20 protein-coding genes are annotated in these 22,207 nt (G+C 36.1%); 8 read left to right on the top strand and 12 right to left on the bottom strand.

The window, feature by feature from the left end; genetic code table 11:
* Positions 1 to 99 precede the first annotated feature (99 nt).
* Entirely contained in the window at positions 100 to 1,104 is a 1,005-nt protein-coding gene (locus B2Z27_RS03455; RefSeq protein WP_286812586.1) for a sugar kinase, read from the top strand.
* A gap of 61 nt (positions 1,105 to 1,165) precedes the next feature.
* Here the strand turns inward: B2Z27_RS03455 and B2Z27_RS03450 are convergent, their stop codons facing one another.
* From B2Z27_RS03450 to B2Z27_RS03435, 4 genes are all read right to left on the bottom strand, one after another.
* The gene (locus tag B2Z27_RS03450) at positions 1,166 to 1,573 is read right to left on the bottom strand and encodes an OsmC family protein (RefSeq protein WP_286812585.1); all 408 of its coding nucleotides are present in this window, start codon (positions 1,571 to 1,573) and stop codon (positions 1,166 to 1,168) included.
* A 133-nt stretch (positions 1,574 to 1,706) separates the two neighbouring features.
* Entirely contained in the window at positions 1,707 to 2,168 is a 462-nt protein-coding gene (locus B2Z27_RS03445) for a DUF3291 domain-containing protein (RefSeq protein ID WP_286812584.1), read from the bottom strand.
* A 62-nt stretch (positions 2,169 to 2,230) separates the two neighbouring features.
* On the bottom strand, positions 2,231 to 3,007 hold the full coding sequence (locus tag B2Z27_RS03440; RefSeq protein WP_286812583.1) for a TIGR03915 family putative DNA repair protein: 777 nt from the start codon (positions 3,005 to 3,007) through the stop codon (positions 2,231 to 2,233).
* A gap of 208 nt (positions 3,008 to 3,215) precedes the next feature.
* Positions 3,216 to 4,475: a putative DNA modification/repair radical SAM protein gene (locus tag B2Z27_RS03435; protein WP_286812582.1), complete on the bottom strand. Its 1,260-nt coding sequence runs from the start codon at positions 4,473 to 4,475 to the stop codon at positions 3,216 to 3,218.
* Positions 4,476 to 4,614: 139 nt separating this feature from the next.
* On the opposite strand from B2Z27_RS03435, the gene B2Z27_RS03430 reads away from it, so the two are divergent.
* Positions 4,615 to 5,382 (top strand): XRE family transcriptional regulator, encoded by a 768-nt coding sequence (locus tag B2Z27_RS03430; RefSeq protein WP_286812581.1) that lies wholly within the window; start codon positions 4,615 to 4,617, stop codon positions 5,380 to 5,382.
* Here the strand turns inward: B2Z27_RS03430 and B2Z27_RS03425 are convergent.
* The 4 genes from B2Z27_RS03425 to B2Z27_RS03410 form a co-directional block, all read right to left on the bottom strand.
* Positions 5,379 to 5,813 (bottom strand): GNAT family N-acetyltransferase, encoded by a 435-nt coding sequence (locus B2Z27_RS03425; protein ID WP_286812580.1) that lies wholly within the window; start codon positions 5,811 to 5,813, stop codon positions 5,379 to 5,381. The genes B2Z27_RS03430 and B2Z27_RS03425 overlap by 4 nt on opposite strands.
* A gap of 14 nt (positions 5,814 to 5,827) precedes the next feature.
* Positions 5,828 to 6,526, bottom strand: coding sequence for a hypothetical protein (locus tag B2Z27_RS03420; protein WP_286812579.1), 699 nt, complete (start codon positions 6,524 to 6,526; stop codon positions 5,828 to 5,830).
* A gap of 74 nt (positions 6,527 to 6,600) precedes the next feature.
* Positions 6,601 to 8,292, bottom strand: a complete 1,692-nt coding sequence (gene ggt, locus B2Z27_RS03415) for a gamma-glutamyltransferase (protein ID WP_286812578.1) — start codon at positions 8,290 to 8,292, stop codon at positions 6,601 to 6,603.
* A 64-nt stretch (positions 8,293 to 8,356) separates the two neighbouring features.
* Positions 8,357 to 8,950 (bottom strand): ACP phosphodiesterase, encoded by a 594-nt coding sequence (locus B2Z27_RS03410; RefSeq protein WP_286812577.1) that lies wholly within the window; start codon positions 8,948 to 8,950, stop codon positions 8,357 to 8,359.
* A gap of 94 nt (positions 8,951 to 9,044) precedes the next feature.
* Between B2Z27_RS03410 and glmM the strand changes: the two genes are divergently transcribed.
* The gene (glmM, locus tag B2Z27_RS03405; protein WP_286812576.1) at positions 9,045 to 10,433 is read left to right on the top strand and encodes a phosphoglucosamine mutase; all 1,389 of its coding nucleotides are present in this window, start codon (positions 9,045 to 9,047) and stop codon (positions 10,431 to 10,433) included.
* A 67-nt stretch (positions 10,434 to 10,500) separates the two neighbouring features.
* Here glmM and B2Z27_RS03400 read toward each other — a convergent pair whose 3' ends face one another.
* On the bottom strand, positions 10,501 to 11,397 hold the full coding sequence (locus tag B2Z27_RS03400) for a lysophospholipid acyltransferase family protein (RefSeq protein ID WP_071342364.1): 897 nt from the start codon (positions 11,395 to 11,397) through the stop codon (positions 10,501 to 10,503).
* Between the two features lie 56 nt (positions 11,398 to 11,453).
* On the opposite strand from B2Z27_RS03400, the gene B2Z27_RS03395 reads away from it, so the two are divergent.
* Both B2Z27_RS03395 and B2Z27_RS03390 read left to right on the top strand, forming a co-directional pair.
* Positions 11,454 to 12,104, top strand: coding sequence for a rhomboid family intramembrane serine protease (locus B2Z27_RS03395; protein ID WP_286812573.1), 651 nt, complete (start codon positions 11,454 to 11,456; stop codon positions 12,102 to 12,104).
* Positions 12,105 to 12,231: 127 nt separating this feature from the next.
* On the top strand, positions 12,232 to 13,890 hold the full coding sequence (locus tag B2Z27_RS03390; protein ID WP_286812572.1) for a hypothetical protein: 1,659 nt from the start codon (positions 12,232 to 12,234) through the stop codon (positions 13,888 to 13,890).
* 71 nt (positions 13,891 to 13,961) lie between these two features.
* Here the strand turns inward: B2Z27_RS03390 and B2Z27_RS03385 are convergent, their stop codons facing one another.
* The gene (locus tag B2Z27_RS03385; protein ID WP_210707197.1) at positions 13,962 to 15,080 is read right to left on the bottom strand and encodes a TlpA disulfide reductase family protein; all 1,119 of its coding nucleotides are present in this window, start codon (positions 15,078 to 15,080) and stop codon (positions 13,962 to 13,964) included.
* Positions 15,081 to 15,182: 102 nt separating this feature from the next.
* Positions 15,183 to 15,677: a hypothetical protein gene (locus B2Z27_RS03380; RefSeq protein WP_286812570.1), complete on the bottom strand. Its 495-nt coding sequence runs from the start codon at positions 15,675 to 15,677 to the stop codon at positions 15,183 to 15,185.
* Positions 15,678 to 15,767: 90 nt separating this feature from the next.
* Between B2Z27_RS03380 and B2Z27_RS03375 the strand changes: the two genes are divergently transcribed.
* Positions 15,768 to 18,686, top strand: coding sequence for an FAD-binding and (Fe-S)-binding domain-containing protein (locus B2Z27_RS03375; RefSeq protein WP_286812569.1), 2,919 nt, complete (start codon positions 15,768 to 15,770; stop codon positions 18,684 to 18,686).
* On the opposite strand, the gene B2Z27_RS03370 is transcribed toward B2Z27_RS03375, so the two are convergent.
* Positions 18,683 to 19,549, bottom strand: a complete 867-nt coding sequence (locus B2Z27_RS03370) for a UDP-2,3-diacylglucosamine diphosphatase (RefSeq protein WP_074674104.1) — start codon at positions 19,547 to 19,549, stop codon at positions 18,683 to 18,685. The two genes, B2Z27_RS03375 and B2Z27_RS03370, sit on opposite strands and share 4 nt — an antisense overlap.
* Before the next feature lie 229 nt (positions 19,550 to 19,778).
* On the opposite strand from B2Z27_RS03370, the gene aroC reads away from it, so the two are divergent.
* Both aroC and B2Z27_RS03360 read left to right on the top strand, forming a co-directional pair.
* On the top strand, positions 19,779 to 20,843 hold the full coding sequence (gene aroC / locus B2Z27_RS03365; RefSeq protein ID WP_286812568.1) for a chorismate synthase: 1,065 nt from the start codon (positions 19,779 to 19,781) through the stop codon (positions 20,841 to 20,843).
* A gap of 60 nt (positions 20,844 to 20,903) precedes the next feature.
* Positions 20,904 to 22,205 (top strand): dicarboxylate/amino acid:cation symporter, encoded by a 1,302-nt coding sequence (locus B2Z27_RS03360; RefSeq protein ID WP_286812567.1) that lies wholly within the window; start codon positions 20,904 to 20,906, stop codon positions 22,203 to 22,205.
* Positions 22,206 to 22,207 lie beyond the last annotated feature (2 nt).

The following is a 22,207-nucleotide window of genomic DNA, read 5'->3' as shown; positions in this document are numbered from 1 at the left end:
AACAGAAAGTTATGTCTCATTTCAGCCTAGTTTTGATATATTTTTTTGGAACTATAGTTTTTTGATAATCATTGGTTATTTTAGGATTAAAATTATTTTATGGGACAGATAATAACATTTGGCGAAGTTTTAATGCGAATATCACCACGCGGCAATAAGAAATTTGTGCAATCTAATATTGTGGAATTTTATTTTGGAGGAACAGAACTGAACGTTGGTATATCCATTTCTAATTTTGGAGGAAAAGTAAAGCATATTAGTGCCGTTTCAGATGATTTTATTGGTGATACAGCAATGACCTATATTCAAAAATTTGGTGTAGATACTTCCGCTATCGTAAAATCAAAAAGACCTCTTGGCGTCTACTTTTTAGAGGTAGGTGCGGTAATTAGACCTAGTATGATATCGTATAACCGTTCACATTCGGCATTCTCAGAAATTGAACCATCTAAGGTAAATTGGGAAACGGCTTTAAAGAATGGTGAATGGATGCATTGGACCGGTATAACACCTGCGCTGTCAAAAGGTGCTTATGACTTGCTAAAAGACGGTTTAAAACTGGCAAGAGAAAAAGGGATGGCGGTTTCTGCAGATCCAACTTACCGTAGTGGACTTTGGAAATATGGACAAGATCCTAAAGAAGCTTTGATAGAACTTTTAAATTATTCAACAATTTTTATAGGCGGAGTAAATGAAATTAATGAAGTTTTAGGAACAAACTTTGGTTATGATAATGAAGATTTCATTAAAGCAAGTAAACAGTTGATTCTTGAATTTCCGAGTATTGAAAAAGTTTTTGATAAAATTAGAACTTCTTTAAATTCATCATGGCACAAAATAAGAGCTAGAATGTGGAACGGTCAAGAATTTAGGGAAACTGAAGATATTGATATTACACATGTTGTAGATCGTATTGGGACTGGAGATGCATTTGCTGCAGGCTTAATTTACGGACTTCAGCAATATGATGATTATAAGGCTATGGAATTTGCAAGCGCAGCATGTGCTTTAAAACATACGTATGAAGGGGATGTTAATTTTGCGACGGTAAGCGAGGTGAATAATATTATTGCCGGAAATGTAACGGGTAGGTTGGTTCGGTAAATGCTGTTTTGCCAATATTGATTAAATTGATTTTATCAAATAAAATACTATCGTTTGCACGTTAGCTAGTAGCGGTTATTTTAATGCTGCCGGTTATAGTACATGATTGTTTTATGGTATTATAAATGGTACCATACTTCTCAATATTCTTTTTCAAAAGCGATATGTTTATTGTTTCATCTTCACTATAAATGGTTAAAGAGTACTCAATATCATTCATTCTTGAGGGGTTTTCTAGTCTTACCGCAGATACTTCTAAAGATGTTTTCTGGTAATCAAATTTCATCATCAAAGAAAAACGTTCCACATTTTTGAGCATACAGGCAGCAAACGAACTCAAAAATAGTTCCGCTGGGTTAGGGAGTGTATTTGTTGTTTTAGAGGTTGTCCTAAAATCAATAGCGGATTCTTTTATATGGATGGTGGCATCGTTCTTTGATTGGGAAGTGGCAAGTATGCTGTAATTCATCTTGAAATAATAAAATGTACTTTATGTGACATTCAGTTAGCTACTTCAAAATTATATTGAATTATAAAATTAACAGCTGATTTATATCATATTAATTATGTTCATCTTTAGAAAATGTATTTTTTAAACATAATTATAGAATAGGTGGTGCGTATTTGTTTCTAAAATCAAAAATCTTTTGAGAAGGTCCGTTTTTCTGCAAATAATCTAATTGTTCAACTGCATTTTCCACGCTTGGAAAATCTCCTTCAGAAATCCACCACATGGCTGTAGTAACTTTTCCAAATTTTTGAAACCATTCTTTTCTTCTTTTTAGAAAATCTGTATGTACAGTTTTGTAAACAAAGGTTTCTAAAGATGCTATAGATTGCCATACCGAGATATTAATGATCACCTGCTCGTCATTATAAGGATTAAAACTTGTTGCGTCGTTATTTTCATCTTTTAGTCGCCATACAAACCCTTCACTTTGTTCTGCTAAATTATTAACCTTGTCTAAGTTATCAACAAACTCTTTCATAATAGGATCATTAATATTCACTCCTATCATACGTGAAATATTGATTTGTGCTAACTGGTATTTTTTATCTAACATAATATTTGTTTAGTATACATTTAAAGACTATAACTTACAATATATGAATTAGATAAATAAAACTAAACAGCTTCTTTCTTCTCCGATAAGTATTTCCAATAACGCTTAGGTACATGTTGCACATGTAGTTTTGTATTAATACGAGATTTAATGGTGGTACTTTTAAAGTAGTTATTCCACAAATCTTGATATTCATATTCTTCATTGATAAATGCATCGCTTTTTTCGATACTGTTAGTGTGTATATCATTAAGGTCAAGCGAAATGATTTCAACAGTATGTAAATCATAGAAGATTCCGTATTTACGTTTTACATCATAAATGATCCACTGTTGGTCTGCGTATCTATTTCTAAAATGTTTGGAGATTAAAGGTATAACATCAAAATCTGGTTCTATGTTTGCAAAATAGACATCGTCTTTTGTTAGTTGAAAACGTACAAAAGCTTCCATACGGTGTTTTTCTCTCCCTACTTTATGTGCAAGTTGATTGATTTTTAAAACTCCGTCATCGCTAAAATCTGTAGAACCGTAATATTTACTGCCCATAAGTTTTTGAATATAATGATAGAGTAGGGCTTCAATATTATTGTGCTCGCTTAGAAAGGAAAAATAGATGTTCTTTATTGCTGTATTACTCTTTTTTTGAACACCGTTCCATACTCGTTGTGCTTTTTTAACATTGGTGAAAATGGTTTCATTTTCTGCAAAAAGTCCGCTTTGTAGCTGATTGTTCTTCTGAATATCTGCGTGCGTTAATTTCTGCTCAAATCCGGTGAATACAGCAGTTAAAAATCCGTTGAAACTGCCATCGTAAATTAAGGTTTTAGAAGCGTTCATAACTATAGTTTTAAAAGTTGAAGAAAAAGATTCTAGAAATAATTTTAAGTCTTTTTTTAATTTTACTTTTTATAAATACCAAATGGTATCCAATGGATAATATTTTACTTTGAACACGAGCAATTATGGTGTTCAGAATTGAAATTTGAGAAGTGGTTAAGGTGTTGTCAAGGGTTTCCATAATGTGTTAATTTATTAAATGGTTACTTTAATTAAATAGAGATAGTTGATTGTTATGTATATTTTTATACTTACTATGTTGTGATTGTAAAATCATACCTTTTATTTTATTGGCATCAAGATCTCTACGTTCCCAATCATTAGAATTGCATATGATAAAATACTGAGCACGATTTAGGGCTACTCCCATTTTTTTAAGATGTTCCCAGTTGAGATTTCTATATTTCCTGCCACTTATTATTTTATGTACAGAACCCATTCCTATGCCTGGTATACGTGCTAACATTCGGGCATCTGCTTTATTGATATCAATAGGAAAATGATTAAGATTACGTAGCGCCCACATTAATTTAGGATCAATATCCATATCAAGATTGGGGTTGTTGACATCTAAAATTTCATTTACGCTGAATCCATAAAATCGAAGTAACCAATCTGTTTGGTACAATCTATTTTCTCTTAACATTGGTACTTCAGAACCCAAAGAGGGCAATCTACTATCACTGGATATAGGTACGTAACCAGAATAATACACACGCTTCATTTTAAAATTTTTGTAAAAGTGGGTGGCAGAATACATGATATCCTTATCGCTTTCGCCTGTAGCACCAATAATCATTTGAGTACTTTGACCGGCGGGTGCATATTTAGAGGTGCTTTTAATAATCTTCTTCTCCTCTTTGTAGCGTATAATTTCATCCTTTACCTTTTGCATAGGTTTAATGAAATCTTCATGTTTTTTGTCTGGAGCCAAAAGTTTAAGGCCGGAAATAGTGGGGATTTCAATGTTGACCGATAAACGATCAGCATATAAACCGGCCTCGTACATTAATTCATCGCTTGCACCTGGTATGGATTTTAAATGAATGTATCCATTAAAATTTTCTTCTTCACGTAGTTTTTTAGCTACTGCAATTAAACGCTCCATGGTATGGTCTGCGCTTTTGAAAATACCGGAGCTTAAAAATAAGCCTTCAATGTAGTTTCTTCTATAGAAGTTGATGGTAAGGTCTACTACCTCTTGAATTTTAAAAGCAGCTCTTTTAATATCATTACTTTTTCGCGTAACGCAATACGCGCAGTCAAAAATGCAATGATTGGTCAATAAGATTTTTAACAATGAAACGCATCGCCCATCTTCAGTATAAGTATGGCAAATACCATTACCGGTATCGCCTAGACCATTATTCTTGTTTTTTCGGTTACTTCCACTGCTAGAACAAGAAACGTCGTATTTAGCGGCATCTGCTAATATATTCAGTTTTTCTTTTATTCGGTTAAAATCCATATTTCGATTTGTAATTAATCCAAAATTATGGAAATAATCCTAATTATGGAAATAATCCAAATAATTAATTGGATATAATCCATAATTAGTATATTTGAGGTGTCAGGAAAGTTAATGTCTTGATAGAAAATGACTTACTATGGAAAATGAATTGACGTTAAAACGATTTACAGATTTACGTAGGGAATTGGGTTATACCCAAGCGGAGTTTGCCTCACTAATCGGCGTATCGAACACCACAGCAGATATAGAACGTGGAAGAACAAAACTTTCAGGTAAAGTAGTATCAGAATTATTAAAACAATTTAAAATCAATCCTCTTTGGTTGTTTGGGGAAAGTGAAGAGCAATATTTGGAAACATCAAAAACCAGTGTCATACCAAAAGTAGTTACGGTTGATTCTGCCAACCGGGACAATATGGTTTTGGTAAACGCCAAGGCAGCCGCAGGGTATCCGCAAAATATTTCAGATACCAGTTGGTATAAACAATTGCCAGCATTTGATTTGCCTATTCCAGAATTTAGAAATGCAACCTATAGAGGGTTTCAGGTAGAAGGAGATAGTATGTTGCCTAATTTACATCCGGGGGAATGGGTGTTGGCTAGAGCTATTGAGCATATTGACTATGTAAGTGCAAATAAAATGTATGTCGTTGTTTTGCAAGATTCCATTATGGTAAAGAAGATAGAGAAACGACCTAACTCAAATAACATCACGCTGGTTTCTTTAAATGAAACTTATCCTCCTTATGATATTAAGCCTTTTCAAATACAAGAAATTTGGGAAGTTAGTAGTAAGATAACTTTTAATGTTGATGCAACTACCGATAGTGGATTGTTACGACAATTACAAGAGTCTATGAAAGAGTTAAAAGATCAATTACAGCATGTTAAGAAAGTTAATTAAAGAATTGGTTTAATGTATAATCCGCTTTCTTTTAGTTTAAATCCTAAGCTTTTGTAGAGTGAAATGGCGGCTGTTCTATGGTGTCCGCTAAACAATAGTACCGTACTAAGCTTTTCTTGTTTTGCGTGTTCAAGCAATTTTTCCATTAGTTTTCTCCCTATACCCTGTCCTCTATATTGCGAAGAAACTACAACATCTTCAATCATGCCTTTATGGCCAGAGACTACTTTGTATTTTGCCATCATGGCTATGCCAACCAGTTTTTCCTTGTCCAAACAAACGACAACATCTGTGGTGTTGTAATCCGATAGAGCGGATGCTAGGTCCAGTTGAGTTATTTCGGCATTGAGCTCTTTATATAATTCCGTAAGTTGAGATTGTAAATCTGCTGTTACTTCGTTAAATGTGATTAGTTTAATGATTAGATCCATAGTTTAAAATATAATTATTTACCTACAACCTCTCCCATAGATATAGATAAAGGACCAAGTTTATGGAGGGTAGGTAAAAATACTCCGCTTTCTGTTTTTGTCCAATCTTGCCATGTAGCTTCAACTCCGCCTATGGGAATGATCTTGGTCCAAAGTTTAAAGCTTTTTGGTTTTCCGCTAGGTTCTATGATCCACATATAAGAATCACCAGGTGTATCTCCGCCTTGTGTATAGGTTACCAATAATGCTTCAGAACCATCTTCTAGGTCTACTAAATAACGTTCTGTTCCATGGTCAAAAACTTTAAAAGGGGCTACTAACCAAAAAGAATCATTGTTAAAGTAGCTTTGGGCTTTTTCTATTAAATCCATAGTTTTATCATAAGAGGCACTTGAATTGTTGATTGTAGCCTTACTGGAAGAAGGGGTGATCAGGTCTAAATGTACCGTGATATCATCCCATGAAACGGAGACAATTTCTTTTCTTCGATCCCATTTATAATGATGGTCACCACGAAAAGACCATTCCAAGACATTGGTGTTATTATAATTTTTGTAATTAAGGGCATCTAACATTCTATAGGCTAAAGCATCTGCTTCCGGACCAGATTCTCCTGTAGGTAGGGGTTCATTATATAAATAATATAATACACCATAGCCAATGGCAAGCACTAGTGCAAGAAGTCCAATAAACTTAAATAGTTTCTTTATCATATGTATTGTAAGATATTGATTTAAAATTTATTATAATAATATTTAATTCCTAAAATTATAATTTTTAGATACATCTAAAACCCAACTGCAGCGTCATCACCGCGTTTATCTGCACCACCTTCAAGCTTGCCGTTGTCCAAAACACGAATGGCATCTACTTTACCTATAATAGGTGTTCTTTCCTCGTTGATAATATACCCTTTTGTTTTAAGCTCATCTGTAAGAGTGGTAGAAAAACCGTCTGGTTCAAAAATTACCATATCAGGAAGCCATTGATGGTGAAATCTTGGTGCATTGACAGCATCTTGCATGCTCATTTTAAATTCATAACTATTTAAAATAGTCTGGGCTACGGCGGTTATAATGGTTGAACCTCCAGGTGTGCCAACAACCATCCAAAGCTTACCATTACGTTCAACAATGGTTGGGGTCATACTGCTCAACATCCTCTTTTCAGCAGCAATACTGTTTGCTTCCGCACCTACCAGTCCAAACATATTTGGTACGCCTGCTTTTGCGCTAAAATCATCCATTTCATTATTTAAAAAGAAGCCTAGCTCATCTGAATAAAGTTTAGAGCCGTAAGCACCATTGAGAGTCGTTGTAACGGATACCGCATTACCTTCTTGGTCTATGATGGAGTAGTGCGTGGTTTCCATGCTCTCAACAATTTCAATATTGCCATGTTGTACCTCAGAAGATTTTGTGGCTTGATCAAAAGAAAAATTAGCCATTCTTTCGTTTAGGTAATCCTCGCTTAATAATCGGTCAAAAGGTATATCTACAAAATCTGGATCACCCAAAAAGTAATTTCTATCCGCATACGCTCTTCTAGATGCTTCGGTAAATAGTTGTACCATTTTAGGACTGTTGTGTCCAAATTCCGCAACATCATATTTCTCCATCATCTTAAAAATTTGATTTATGGTAACCCCACCGCTACTAGGCGGACTCATGGAAATAATGTGTAAATCCTTATAGTCGAACGTAATTGGATCTCTCCATACTGCTTGGTATTTTTCTAGGTCTTGTTCTGTAATATATCCGCCTTTTTCTTGAATGTACGCTGCTAATTTTTGAGCGACTTCACCTTTGTAAAAGCCATCTCTGCCGTTTTTGGCGATACTTCTAAACGTTTTTGCCAATGCAGGATATTTAATGGTATCGTTTTCTTTGAATTTAGTAGCAAATTTGGTGCTGTCACTATTTACTTCTATAAACTTATCTCGTTGACTGGCAAGTCTTTTTTCTTGATTAGCAGTAACCACTACACCACGTTCGGCCAGGGCAATTACCGGGGCCATAATCTCTTCAAGAGGTAATGAACCAAATTTTTTGTGTACTTCTATAATACCGGCAACTGTGCCAGGTACCCCAACCGCGGTTGCTCCTAAAGTACTTTTGTTTGGTATTACGTTGCCCAGGGAATCCAAATACATGTCTCTATGGGCAGATAGTGGAGCTTTTTCACGGTAATCTAGAGCACCTGTTTCTCCGTTTGCTTTTCTATAGACCATAAAGCCACCGCCACCTAGATTTCCGGCAAAAGGATAAGCAACTACCAAAGCCATTTCCGTAGCAACCATGGCATCAAAAGCATTACCTCCTTTTTGCATAATGTCACTTCCTATTTTTGAAGCTTCTTCACGTGCGGAAACAACCATTGCCTTACTGGTAACTGTTCCGGTTGGTGCGGGTGGATTCTCTTTGCAGCTGCCAAAAATCACGAAAGCTATCAGTGTAATGGCTAATTTTAGATGGTTCATAGTTGGTTAAATATTTAGGTTAATAAAATGTATTTAATGTTTTGATAAATAGACTTATAGAATATTATTTACTAAATAACGATATGTACTTATGTTTTGAAAATGTAATTAACTCTTCAAAAAATTCGGTGAATTCTTTTTCAAAAGAATCATAATGTTCTTCGAGGTCTATAATGGCAAAATTCATTTTAGATTTGTTTTTCGTTCTTCGGTTCATACCATTCAGTACATTGCCAATGCCTTCCATTTTAGAATAGTTGTAAAGCCAATTGTCAGAAATCATATACGGCATCATGCGTTTTACACCTTCAGGTAAAATTTCATAATTATCTTCCAAGAGGTCGTAAAAATCTTCTACAAATATGTCTAAAGGTGTGTCAGAGTATTTGGACCAATTTTTAGCTAAAAAATGGTCGTAATAGATGTCTACGATAACCCTACTATAATGACTATAATTGGCATGCAATCTTCTACTGCTAATCTTTGGGATACTATGCGCATCTGTATAGGTGTCAATATGTCTGTGAAGTTTTATGCCCTTTTGAACTTTTGTAGGTAAGTGTTGAAATTTATTAGCGCGAATACTATCGGCAATAAAGTTGCCAATGGTGATTTCTTTGTCTCCGAATGATAGAAAGATATGTGCTAAAAAATTCACGCTATTATTTTTATGCTTATAAAGTCGAATTTACAAAGAAGCGCAATTGTGGTAAAAACTAACCGTTTATATTTGCAAAAACTTATTAAGAAATATGACACTTATAAAATCCATATCAGGAATACGAGGAACAATAGGAGGTAAGCCGGGAGACAACCTTACACCGATCGATGCAGTAAAATTTGCTGCTTCTTATGGGGTTTGGTTAAAAGAATACTCTAAAAAAGAAAAGTTAAAAGTGGTAATTGGTCGTGATGCTCGTTTGTCTGGTGAAATGATCCAAAATCTTGTTGTATTTACTTTGGTAGGTTTGGGTATAGATGTGGTTGATCTTGATTTGTCAACAACGCCAACAGTAGAAATAGCAGTACCTATGGAAAAGGCGGACGGCGGAATTATTCTAACCGCTAGTCATAACCCTAAGCAATGGAATGCTTTGAAATTACTCAATGAACGAGGGGAATTTTTAGATGCCGCCCAAGGTGCTAAAATTTTAGAAATTGCGGAAAAAGAAGATTTTGAATTCTGTGATGTTGATGATTTAGGGCAGATAAACAAGAATGATAGTTATATAGATATCCATATCGATGAAGTGTTGAATCTTTCTTTGGTTGATGCAGAAGTCGTTAAAAAGGCAAAGTTTAAAGTTGTTGTTGATGGTGTAAACTCTACAGGAGGTATTGCCATTCCAAAATTATTAAAGGAATTTGGAGTAGAAGTAGTTGAGCTATATTGCAAGCCAACGGGTCATTTTCCACACAACCCAGAACCGTTAAAGGAGCATTTAAAAGATATTTGTGACCTAGTCGTGAAGGAAAATGCCGATTTTGGTATTGTTGTAGATCCAGATGTTGATCGTTTGGCCTTTATTAGCAATGATGGTGAAATGTTTGGCGAAGAATATACTTTGGTTGCTTGTGCAGATTACGTGCTCGGTAAGACCAAGGGGAATACGGTTTCTAATTTATCATCTTCAAGAGCATTACGTGATATCACTCAAAAACACGGAGGTACCTATGAGGCTGCGGCAGTTGGTGAAGTGAACGTGGTAACAAAAATGAAGAGCAATAATGCTATAATTGGTGGAGAGGGTAACGGAGGTATTATCTACCCAGAGAGTCACTATGGTCGAGATTCTTTGGTGGGTACCGCATTGTTTTTAATGTTATTGGCTGAGAAAGGCGGTACAGTTGCGGAATTAAGGGCAAGCTATCCTAGCTATTTTATGAGCAAAAAGAAGATTGAGCTTACACCAGGTTTGGATGTAGACGGAATTTTAAAGTCAATGGCGGAAAAATATGCCGATGAAGAATTATCTACCATTGACGGTGTTAAAATTGATTTTGCAGAGAACTGGGTGCACCTTAGAAAATCTAATACAGAACCTATTATAAGAATTTATACGGAAGCTAAAAGCCAAACCGAAGCCAATGATTTGGCAGATAGAATAATTGGTGAAATAAAATCTATTGCAGGTTTATAGCTTTAGTTATACCTATTTAAAAACCCGAAAGTAAGCAATCTACTTTCGGGTTTATTTTTGTTGCATGTTAATTTACTTCTGCAAAAGCTGCAGCTTTTTTATCTCTATGTTTCCAACGTTTATGGGTCCATAGATAATATTCCGGTTTTTCTCTTATCTGTTCTTCTGTTAGTCTAAGAAAAGTGTTGGTTATTTCGTGTTCCTTGGTTTCTTTACTGTTTAGGGCAATAGGTATGAATTCGGCTTTGTAATGACCTCGTTTCACCTTGCTTACTTTCAAGAAAACTGTGGCCAATCCTGTTTTGCGCGCTAAAATTTCACCTCCGTTGAATATGGGTACGGTAATTCCCATAAAATCGGTCCAATAATGAGCTCTATGAGCTTGTGGAGATTGGTCGCTTACCATACCGTAAGTTGCCCTTACGTTATTTCTGAAATTTTTAATTACCGTTTTAGCGGTTTGCGCTTGGGTTATTAATGTGGTGTTCCATCTGGCCCTTACTTTTCTAATAAAATTGTCAAAATAAGAATTGTTTACTTTTTGGTAAACGGCATAGCCTTTGGAGTGTACATAATTATTTATGCTAACGTTCCACTCCCAATTGGCGTAATGTGCGCATAATATAATGATGCTACGCTCTTTTTCAATTTCAAGCAAAACTTCCGGATTAACTATTTGGTATTTTTTAGCAACGGACTCTTTACTGAGGTTCATAGTTTTGACCATTTCAAGAAAGGTGTCGCACAAATGTTTGTAGAAGTCTTTCTCAATACGATTTATTTCATTTTTGGATTTCTCGGGAAAGACCAAATTTAAATTCTCTTGAACAACCTTTCTTCTGTAACCAAAAACGCGGTAAATGAAAAAGCAGGCAAAATCAGATAACCCGTAAAATAAACGATGTGGCAAAATAGAAACAACCCATAAAAAAGGATAGATCAAAACAAAGGCCAATAGTTGCATGCTGAAAAAATTATGGGCAAATATAACTATATTTGAAGCCAAATAAACAGTAGATAATGTACAACCTAGATTTAGCGACAATAGCAATAATTGCGGCAAATGTATTGGTTTCAATGAAAGGGTTTAATGATACCACCTTTTTTGAAAGATATAAATTTAGTATAGGAGCTATTAAAGCGGGACAGAAAGATCGTATGGCAACTTCTGGCTTTTTACATGTGGATGTTTCGCATCTGTTGTTTAATATGTTGACGTTGTACTTTTTTGCTGGTGTTGTGATCAATTGGTTTGGTCAAACCCAGTTTTTAATAATTTATGCTGTTAGTCTTTTGGCTGGTAGTCTTTTGGCATTAAATTTTCATAAAGATGAGCCGTATTATTCAGCGGTCGGTGCTAGTGGTGCGGTAACCGGTATTTTATATGCTGCAATATTATTACAACCAAATATGCAATTGGGTATTATGTTCATACCAATTCCTGTTCCGGCATATGTTGTTGGTATTGGTTATTTATTATATTCTATATATGGTATGAAAAAACGATTGGGAAATATAGGTCATACGGCCCATTTTGGTGGCGCTATTGGTGGTTATGCCTGTACATTGTTGTTTATGCCTAGCTTATTACAGACCGATACTTTAATGGTGGGGTTAATGGCATTGCCAATTATTTTGCTTTTTGTTTTAGGCAAAATGGGAAAAATTTAAGTTTTTCTTAAGTTTTGTAATATTATTCTGTAAGATGGTCTAATATATAGTGCATTTCATCGGATTTCTCTGTGAATAGACAACAATACGGCAATTCGGGTCGTTAATGCAAAAACCCGAATTTAAAATGAAATCAAACCTATCTATCAGAAAATCATGGCTACTAGCTATTTCCGCAGTATTTTTTATTATAAGTTGTAGTGATGAAACCACGGTTTTTGAAAACCCCGAAGATAATTTAGTAAATGAAACAGATCAGTCAAAGCTTTTAAATAGTGTAAGTTTTGATGAAGCAGGTGTCCTTGATATTTATGAAGACCCTTCTGCTAGCGCTAAAAGGTACAATACTACCGGCAAGGCAGAACCTGCTGGTGACTATCCGTTGACCCTGGTAGCTCAAATTGATCCTCCAACATTTACCAATGGAGAAAATTTAGCAGCAACACATGTCGCTTTAGACGGTGATTATGGTTATGTCTCTTATAACACTGTAGGGCAAGACTATGTTGGTGCAATTGATGTTGTAAACATTAGTGACCCTAACAATCCTAGAGTTACATCTAGGGTGTATTACACCAATGCGGATTTGAATTCCATTGCTTATGATAATGGATATATATATGTAGCCGGTGGTGTAGACTCAGAACAATCTGTAACCGCCACGGCAAACTCATTGGTTGCTAAAATAGCTGTTAGTGGTGGTAGAATAAATACATCTAACATAAGCTATGGCTTCCAAGAAGGTTTTAATGCAACAGATGTTCGTATTGTAAATAATGATGTTGTGGTAACCAGTGGACAAGACGGCTTTGTAGTTGTTTATGATAAAAACGATTTAAGCGTAAAAAATGAAGCTGCTTTTTCAGATTTGCGCTCTGTAGCGTATAACGGTAACGAGTTGGCGGTATTGGATGCTGCGGAAGGCGTTAGTTTTTTAGATGCCAATTTAAATACCGTTAGAAGCATAGGTATACAATCAGATTTTGGAATTGATGCTAAGCGAACATTGGATTTTTTAGGCAATAATATTATTGTTTCTGAAGGAACAAAAGGAGCTGGAGTGTACAATAGTGCATCTGGAAGCTTTGTTGAGTATTTACCTATTTTAACTAATCCTGATAATGCAGAGCCTGGAGAAATTGTAACCAATGGTGTTGCAGTAAATGATGATGTTCTTTTAATGGCAAATGGAGCTGGCGGATTAAGTCTTTCAGAAACTAAAGCTGATAATACTGTTGGTGTAGGCGTTATAGAGCTTACGGGCTCCATAAATTATGTGGCATCAAAAGATGATTATATATTTGCTGCTTCTGGTAAATCGGGCTTTCAGATTATTAAACTGAATAGACCAAGTGAGAGTTTAGAAGAAAGATGTTCAGAGCTTTCAAATTATTCTGGTAGCGCTAATCTGAACGTGAATAGCGGAGAAGAGCTGGCTTACAGTGGGTCAAAGAGGTTTAATAACGTAAATGTTAATGGTTCCTTATTACTTTGTGGATCATGGACAGTCAAAGAAGGTGTGGCTATTAATGCTAATGGCTTGTTCGAAATGAACGGTACCTTAGTTGTGGGTAGAAATAATCGACAAAGAAATATAACCATCAATTCTGGTGCAACCTTAATTGTAGAAGGTGATTTGGTCATCTATGGTAATTTGGTACTAAATGATGGTGCTTCCATAGCATTTTTAGGTGATGATTCTGTAATTGCCGTAACTGGTGAGGTAATTAAAAATGGTGATGTTACCGTTACGGGTAATTTTAATGACTACTACAACAAGTTTTAAGACTAAAATCAAGTTATAAAAAAATCCCCTAGGCAACACCTAGGGGATTTTTTTATAAATGAACTCAAAAACTAGTTCAGTAATTCTGCAACCTTAGCCTCTAAGGCAGGTCCTCTTAAATTTTTAGCAACGATAACACCGTTTTCATCTAAAAGAAAAGCAGCTGGTATGGCATCAACATTATATAATTTTGCAATCTTATCATCAAAATAAGCGATGTTGGAGATATGATTCCATTCCAAACCATCTTCGGCTATCGCTTTTTTCCAGGCTTCTTCGGTACGGTCTAAAGAGACGCCCAAGATATTTAGCCCTTTATCGTGGTACTTGTTGTAAACAGCAACAATATTGGGGTTTTCAGCTCTACATGGTCTGCACCATCCTGCCCAAAAATCTATTAATGTAACTTTTCCCATTACATCTTTTAATGCAAGAACGCTACCATCTAAACTAGGTCCTGAAAATTCTGGAGCCTTAGCGCCAATACTTGAATTTTTTCCGGCCTCTTCAGAAGCTTTTAATTTTTCTATGCCTTCTTGAATTTGTTTTCCTGTCTTGCTGTTTTTGATCTCTTCGGACAACGTTTTGTAAATTTCCTCGACTTCTTCTAATCCTACGGCTTTTGTTGCAATGGCTCTATCTAACACTAATGCGGAGATTAGTGCCTTTGGGTGGCTTTTAACGTAGTCCAATTCAAAGGTTTTGTACTCTTCTTGAAGTTCTTTCATTTCATCTTGCAGGGCAATAGCGGCCTCACCAGAAGCTGATTTCATATCTTGCTGTATAGATTGGGCTTGAAGGGAGATTTCTCTTGATTGCTTCATGTAATCGGCAAAAGCATCATTTTGAAATGTTCCGCTTATTTCAGCAAACCCCATACTGTCTCTTTGGGCGCTAAAATCAATTTCTCCATTTTCTAGTATTACCGCGGTATATCCAGGTAGTTGTTCTACAAAAATATAGTGCAGTTCTGGTATATCGGCTTTACCGGTAAATGTAAACTCACCATTGGTAGTGGTTGCGGTATCTATATCCATTGGTTGGTTGTTCTCGCCAATGGTTTTGAGAAAAACACGGGTGCCATCCGTCAATTCCCCTCTTAGTTTACCGTTAAGGGTAAAGCTTTCCGGTTTAGAATTACAACTGAACAATAAAATTCCGGCAAGCAGTATTACAATACTATTTTTCATATATCTCACTTAGGTTAAGCTACAAATGTACTTATATATGAGATATAAAAAAAGACCCTTAACGCAAGGTTAAAGGTCTTTTTTCTAATACTATTATTGTAGTTAGAACTGGTATCTAATTCCTAGTCCTATATCAAAATCAAAATTGTCAGAGAACCCATCGTATCCTATGACGCCAAGTTCTGGTCTAAAGTCTAGAGATAGAATTAGGGGTATGTCAAAATTGTATTCAATACCTATATCTCCGGCCGCAAATATAAAAAGACCGCCATCATTGTCGTTATTGGGGTTGTTTGGGAAGTCTACGCTTCCTAAACCGCCACCAACACCATAATACCAATTGAAATCTCCTTCAATAGGTCTTACCCATTGGTAAAGACCGGCTAACTTAAAAGCGTCAAAGTTTCTACTATCTCTCCATCCTAGGTCAAATTCTGCTCTAGTGTATCTAGTTAGTGATTTTTGATAACTAATTTCTGCGCCAAAGCCATCGCTATCTCCTAATCTTAATCCAAGTGCGTGATCGGCAATATCTTGAGCGGAAATTGTAAATGTTGCCAGTAAGGACAACGCTATAATACTTTTTAAAATCTTCATATACTTATAGGTTTTTGTGATGAAAAATGAGCTAATTTATAATGTGGCTCACACAATAAAACTTAATTTAGCAATCAAAATTGTGTTACGTTGGATAATAATTTGCTTTCAAAGTTACGAGAAGATTTAGAGGGAGATGTACAATTTGATAATCTTACCAAAACACTTTATGCTACCGATGCATCGGTGTATCGTAAAATACCATTAGGTGCGGCTTTTCCAAAATCTGTTGAGGATATAAAGAAAATAGTGCGTTTTGCCAATGATGAAAACATTAGTCTTATACCTAGAACTGCAGGTACTTCATTAGCGGGCCAATGTGTTGGCGATGGTTTGGTTGTAGATGTGTCAAAACATTTTACCGGCATTATTCGTGTGGATGAGGCTAAAAAACAGGTTACTGTTCAACCGGGAGTCATTAGGGATGAATTGAATGAATATCTAAAGCCATACGGATTGTTTTTTGGTCCTAATACATCAACATCTAATAGATGTATGATCGGTGGTATGGTAGGTAATAATTCCTCTGGTACCACATCTATTCAGTATGGAGTTACCAGAGATAAAGTTATCTCGATGAAAACTGTATTGTCCGATGGTAGCGAAGCTGAGTTCGGAAGGATTTCTATAGAAGAATTTAACCAAAAAATACAGGAAAACACATTTGAAGCTTCACTTTATAAAAAGGTATATAATGAGCTATCAAATAAGGAAATAGCTTCGGAAATTAAGGAGAATTTTCCAAAACCAGAAATTCATAGGAGAAGTACTGGGTACGCTGTTGATGAGCTATTGAAAACAGATATTTTTGGGGGTGATTTGTCTTATTTTAATATGGCGGAACTACTATGTGGAAGCGAAGGCACATTAGCTTTTACAACAGAAATAACCGTGCAATTAGATCCTTTGCCGCCTGCACTTTCTGCCATGGTAATTACCCATTATACCACCTTGGAAGATTGTTTGATGGATGTTGTTCCGGTAATGGAGCATCCATTACAATTATGTGAAATGATGGATAAGGTTATTCTGGATTGTACTAAGAATAACCGCGCTCAATTGGCGAATAGGTTTTTTGTTGAAGGTGATCCAGCGGCCTTGTTGATGCTGCAAGTATCTGCGCATACAAAAAAGGAATTGGAAGATGCGATTGCGGCATTGCAAAAAACAATTGCAAATTCAGGTTTAAGTTATGCCAATCCTGTATTGTACGGTGATCAAATTGCCAAGGCTATTGAGCTGCGCAAAGCAGGTTTAGGGCTCTTAGGTAATATTGTAGGAGATATGAAGGCGGTAGCATGTATAGAAGATACGGCGGTAGCATTGCCAGATTTAAAAGATTTTATTGCTGAGTTTTCCTTGATTATGAAGGGTTATGGTCAAAGTGCGGTTTATTATGCCCATGCAGGGGCGGGTGAGCTTCATTTAAGACCAATTCTCAACCTGAAAAAATCTGCCGATGTGGGCTTGTTCAGGGCAATAACAACCGATGTTGCCAAGTTGACCAAAAAATATAAAGGTTCTTTTAGTGGGGAGCACGGAGACGGTATTGTGCGTGCCGAGTTCATACCCTTAATGATTGGGCAAAAGAACTATGAATTGTTAAGAAGGATAAAATCATATTTTGATCCTAAAGGAATTTTCAATCCCGGTAAAATTGTTGATGCCTACCCAATGGACCAGTCTTTTAGGTACGAAGTTGACCGTAAAGAGCCAGAGGTTGATACGTTGATGGATTTCTCTGATAGTCAAGGTATTTTGAAAGCTGCTGAAAAATGTAATGGAAGCGGCGATTGTAGAAAAACAGACAAAGCAAAAGGGGGAATGTGCCCGAGCTACCATGCTACAAAAAATGAAAAAGATACCACAAGGGGAAGAGCCAATACCTTACGGGAATTTTTGACCAACCCAAATAGTTCTGCCAAAAATAGATTTGACAGCCCTGAAATTAAAGAAGCTTTTGATCTCTGTTTAAGTTGTAAGGCGTGTGCAAGTGAGTGTCCCAGCAATGTAGATGTGTCTACTTTAAAAGCGGAGTTTTTGTATCAATATCAAGAAGCGAACGGTTATTCTTTACGCGGTAAATTGTTTGCCTATAATACTAAATTGAATAGTTTGGGCAGTAAGGTTTCTGGGCTGACCAATGCGGTATACGATTCCAAATTTCTTGGAGGATTATTGAAGAAAACCAGCGGTGTGGCAAAAGAAAGAAGCTTGCCAAAGGTTTATAGCTTTAATTTTGATAAACATCTTCAAAAATTTGATAATAAGAAAGTTATAAAAAGTAGGAAAGTTGTACTGTTTATAGATGAATTTACTCGCTATTTAGATATTGAAGTAGGTAAAGATGCTATTGAATTGATGACAAAACTTGGTTATGATGTTTCATTGTACTATGCTGAAAGCGGAAGAACATTCCTTTCAAAAGGGTTTTTGAAACAAGCTCAAAAATTAGCTATCAAGAATTCTGAACAATTACAGAAATTCGCAGATGCCGGGTTGCCGGTTTTAGGTTTGGAGCCTTCGGCAATTTTGTCATTTAGGGATGAGTATAAGCGAATGACCGGTGATAGAGAAGTTGCACAGAAAATTGCTGATAATTCATTTTTAATTGAGGAGTTTTTAGCTAAGGAGGTAAGCGATGGCAATTTAGATGCGACCAGTTTTACAACTAATGCCAAAGACATTAAGATTCATAATCATTGTCATCAAAAAGCGCTGAGTAACCAGAAAGTTACCTTTGATATTTTGAATCTTCCCAGCAATTATAAAGTGACCATTATACCTTCTGGATGTTGTGGTATGGCAGGTTCTTTTGGTTATGAGGAAGAACATTACGAGACCAGTATGAAAATTGGTGGTTTAAAACTTTTTCCTGCAGTAAATAAATCTTCGGTAGAAACCATTATAGCTGCAAATGGAACAAGTTGTAGGCACCAAATTTTTGACGGGACCAAGAGAATCGCGAAACATCCGGTAAGTGTTTTAAAAGAAGCTTTAATTGCTTAATTATCGGTAAAACCGTCTTTTGCTTTTTTAGACTCCCGTTCTTTTCTTTGGGTAATGGTAGCAATTAGTTCGTTCATGTTCATGGATTTGAGTTCTTCATCCATATAGAACGATGCTAGTTTGTCATTTTCATATCGGTACAGTTTCCAGCGTTTAAAAGAATATTCCAGGGCAGTCATATGTTTTACCCAATCGCCAGAATTTAAGTATAGACATTCGCCCTTTTTGGTTTCAAAAAGCTGTTTGTTGGGAGAATGGCTATGACCACAGACCACATGGTCATAATGATGGTTTACCGCCATTTTTACAACGTTATTTTCAAATAGGGAGATTTGGCTTGGGTCTCTTTCGCCATAATCTAATTCAGGGTTGGAGAACGGCTTGTTTTTCTTACCGAACAGTCCTAAAACCTTGGTCTTTAATTTTGCTAGTTTTAACAAGGTATCAAAACCCGCTTCACCAAAATTCAATAACCAATGGGAATGTCTAAATGAAAAGTCAAAAATATCGCCATGAAAAAAAAGTGTGTTTTTGCCATTTAGCTTTAGAGAAAGTCTATTTGACACCTGAATGGTACCCATATAGATGTCATCTATTTTTCTAAAAGGTTCGTCCTTGTTGCCTGTTATGTAGTGTACCACAGTTCCCTTTGCTGCTAAGGAGAATATTTTCTTGATCACCTTTAAATGTGCTGGAGGAAAGTAATTATTGCGCATTCTTTTTGCGTCAATAATGTCACCGTTAAGAATTAGTATTTTAGGATCAATACTAGATAGGTATGTTAATAATTCTTCCGCGTGACAAGCGTATGAGCCTAAGTGAATATCAGATAGAACCGCTATTTCAAGACGACGTTTTTTCAATGAGGGTAATTTTTAGGACAAAATTAAACTTAATGGTATACATGCCAGTCATTTGGAGGGTCAACAATCTATAATGATTAGGTTAATTAATCATTATCACAAAACAGTTAGGTTAAGGTAATATTAAGCACTTTATAAATTTTTCTTTCATGCATTTAACATTTACCTTTGAAGCTTGTGAAATGGTAAGTAGTGATAACTTACGTACATAAAAAGAACGTACTTAATTATGGCAGGTAATAGCTTTGGAAATATATTTAGGGTAAGCACATTTGGAGAATCTCATGGTAGGGCAATTGGTGGAGTGATAGATGGTTGTCCTTCTGAAATTGAATTGGATTTTGAAGCCATACAAAGAGATTTAGATCGTCGTAAACCCGGGCAGTCTGCTATAGTTACCCAGCGTAAAGAGCCGGATGAAGTAGAATTCTATTCCGGTATTTTTGAAGGTAGGACCACAGGTACTCCAATTGGTTTTGCTATACATAATACCAACCAGAAGTCTAAGGATTATGGTCATATTAAAGATTCTTACAGACCGTCTCATGCAGATTATGTATATGATCAAAAGTATGGTTTTAGAGATTATCGTGGTGGAGGAAGAAGTTCAGCAAGGGAAACGGCTAGCAGGGTAGTGGCAGGTGCCATTGCAAAACAGTTTTTAAAAGGAATTGAGATACAAGCCTTTGTTTCACAAGTGGGTGATTTGGGCTTAGGTAAGCACTATACGGAATTAGATCTTTCTCTAACGGAATCCAATGTGGTGAGATGTCCTGATTCGGAAATGGCCGCTAGGATGGAAGAGTATATAAAATCTATTAAAAAGGAAGGTGATACCATAGGTGGAATAATTACCTGCGTCGCCAAAAATGTACCGATTGGTTTGGGTGAACCTGTATTTGATAAGTTACACGCTGAATTAGGCAAGGCAATGCTATCGATCAATGCTGTTAAAGGCTTTGAATATGGTAGTGGTTTTGAAGGTGTAAAGATGAAAGGTAGTGCACATAACGATCAATTTAATAGTGACGGATCTACAAAGACTAATTTCAGTGGTGGTATTCAAGGGGGAATAAGTAACGGAATGGATATTTACTTCAATGTTGCATTTAAACCAGTGGCTACAGTAATACAAGGCTATGAAACTATTGATAAAGAGGGTAATATGGTGAAAACACAGGGTAAGGGAAGACACGATCCATGTGTAGTGCCAAGAGCGGTACCCATTGTAGAAGCTATGACGGCATTGGTGTTAGCGGACTATACGCTTATGAATAGAACTATTAAATTATAGGTTCGTTTTTAGCACTTTTCCTTGCAAAATACTATCTTACTTCCCTAAACTAAATTATTTATGAGGAAGCTTGAGTTGCATTGGCAAATTCTATTGGGAATGTTGGCAGGGGTTTTATTTGCTTTAGCAATGGTTCAATTGGAATGGGGTCCAAAATTTATTTCAGATTGGATCAAACCATTTGGTAACATTTTTATCAACTCATTAAAATTAATAGCGGTACCACTTATTTTGGGCTCGTTAATAAAAGGAGTATCGGATTTAAAGGATATTTCTAAGCTTTCACAGATGGGAGGGCGCACCATAGCTATATACATTGCCACTACCGTTATTGCCGTTACCATAGGTTTAGGGGTAGTAAATATTGTGAAACCTGGGGGCTCAATTACCGAACAGACAAGAACTGAACTGGTTGAAAACTACAAGGGTGATGCCGATGCCATAAAGTCTAAAGCGGAAAAGCAAAAAGAAGCGGGTCCGTTACAAGCGCTGGAAGATTTGGTGCCTAGTAATATATTTAATGCAGCTTCTGATAATGGAAACATGCTGCAAGTGATATTTTTTGCCATTTTCTTTGGAATAGGATTGATACTCATACCTGAGGAACAAGCAACACCTGTAAAAAAGTTCTTTGATGGTTTTAATGAGGTAATTCTAAAGCTTATAGATTTAATTATGCTGGCGGCACCTTATGGTGTATTTGCATTATTGGCAGCCTTAATCGTGGAATCTCCAAGTATGGACCTCTTTAAAGCCTTGGCGTGGTATGCTTTCTGTGTTATTCTAGGATTAGCGCTAATGTTAGGTGTTTATCTACTTTTGGTTTGGATTTTTACTAAAACTTCTCCAAGTAAGTTCATGAAAGGCATGTCACCCGCACAACTTCTAGCTTTTTCAACAAGTTCCAGTGCTGCTACGCTGCCGGTCACCATGGAAAGGGTAGAGGAGCATTTGGGGGTAGATGAAGAAGTAACAAGTTTTGTATTGCCAATTGGTGCAACTATAAATATGGATGGTACTAGTTTATACCAAGCTATTGCAGCGGTTTTTATTGCTCAAGCTTTTGGTATGGAGCTTAGTCTTTCCGCGCAATTGGGTATTATTGTAACGGCTACCCTTGCATCAATAGGAAGCGCTGCGGTACCCGGAGCAGGTATGGTAATGCTGGTTATTGTTCTTGCGCAAGCAGGAATACCTGAAGCTGGATTAGCGCTTATATTTGCTGTTGATAGACCATTGGATATGTGTAGAACGGTAATTAACGTGTCTGGTGACGCTTCCGTTTCTATGATGGTAGCAAAGTCAGTTGATAAATTGCACGAACCAAAGGTTAAGAATTGGGACGATAATTATAAAAAATAAAT

This window comes from Maribacter sp. UBA3344 (genome assembly GCF_002362375.1).
GTDB lineage: Bacteria > Bacteroidota > Bacteroidia > Flavobacteriales > Flavobacteriaceae > Maribacter > Maribacter dokdonensis.
This window is presented reverse-complemented; position numbering and strand designations above follow the sequence as displayed.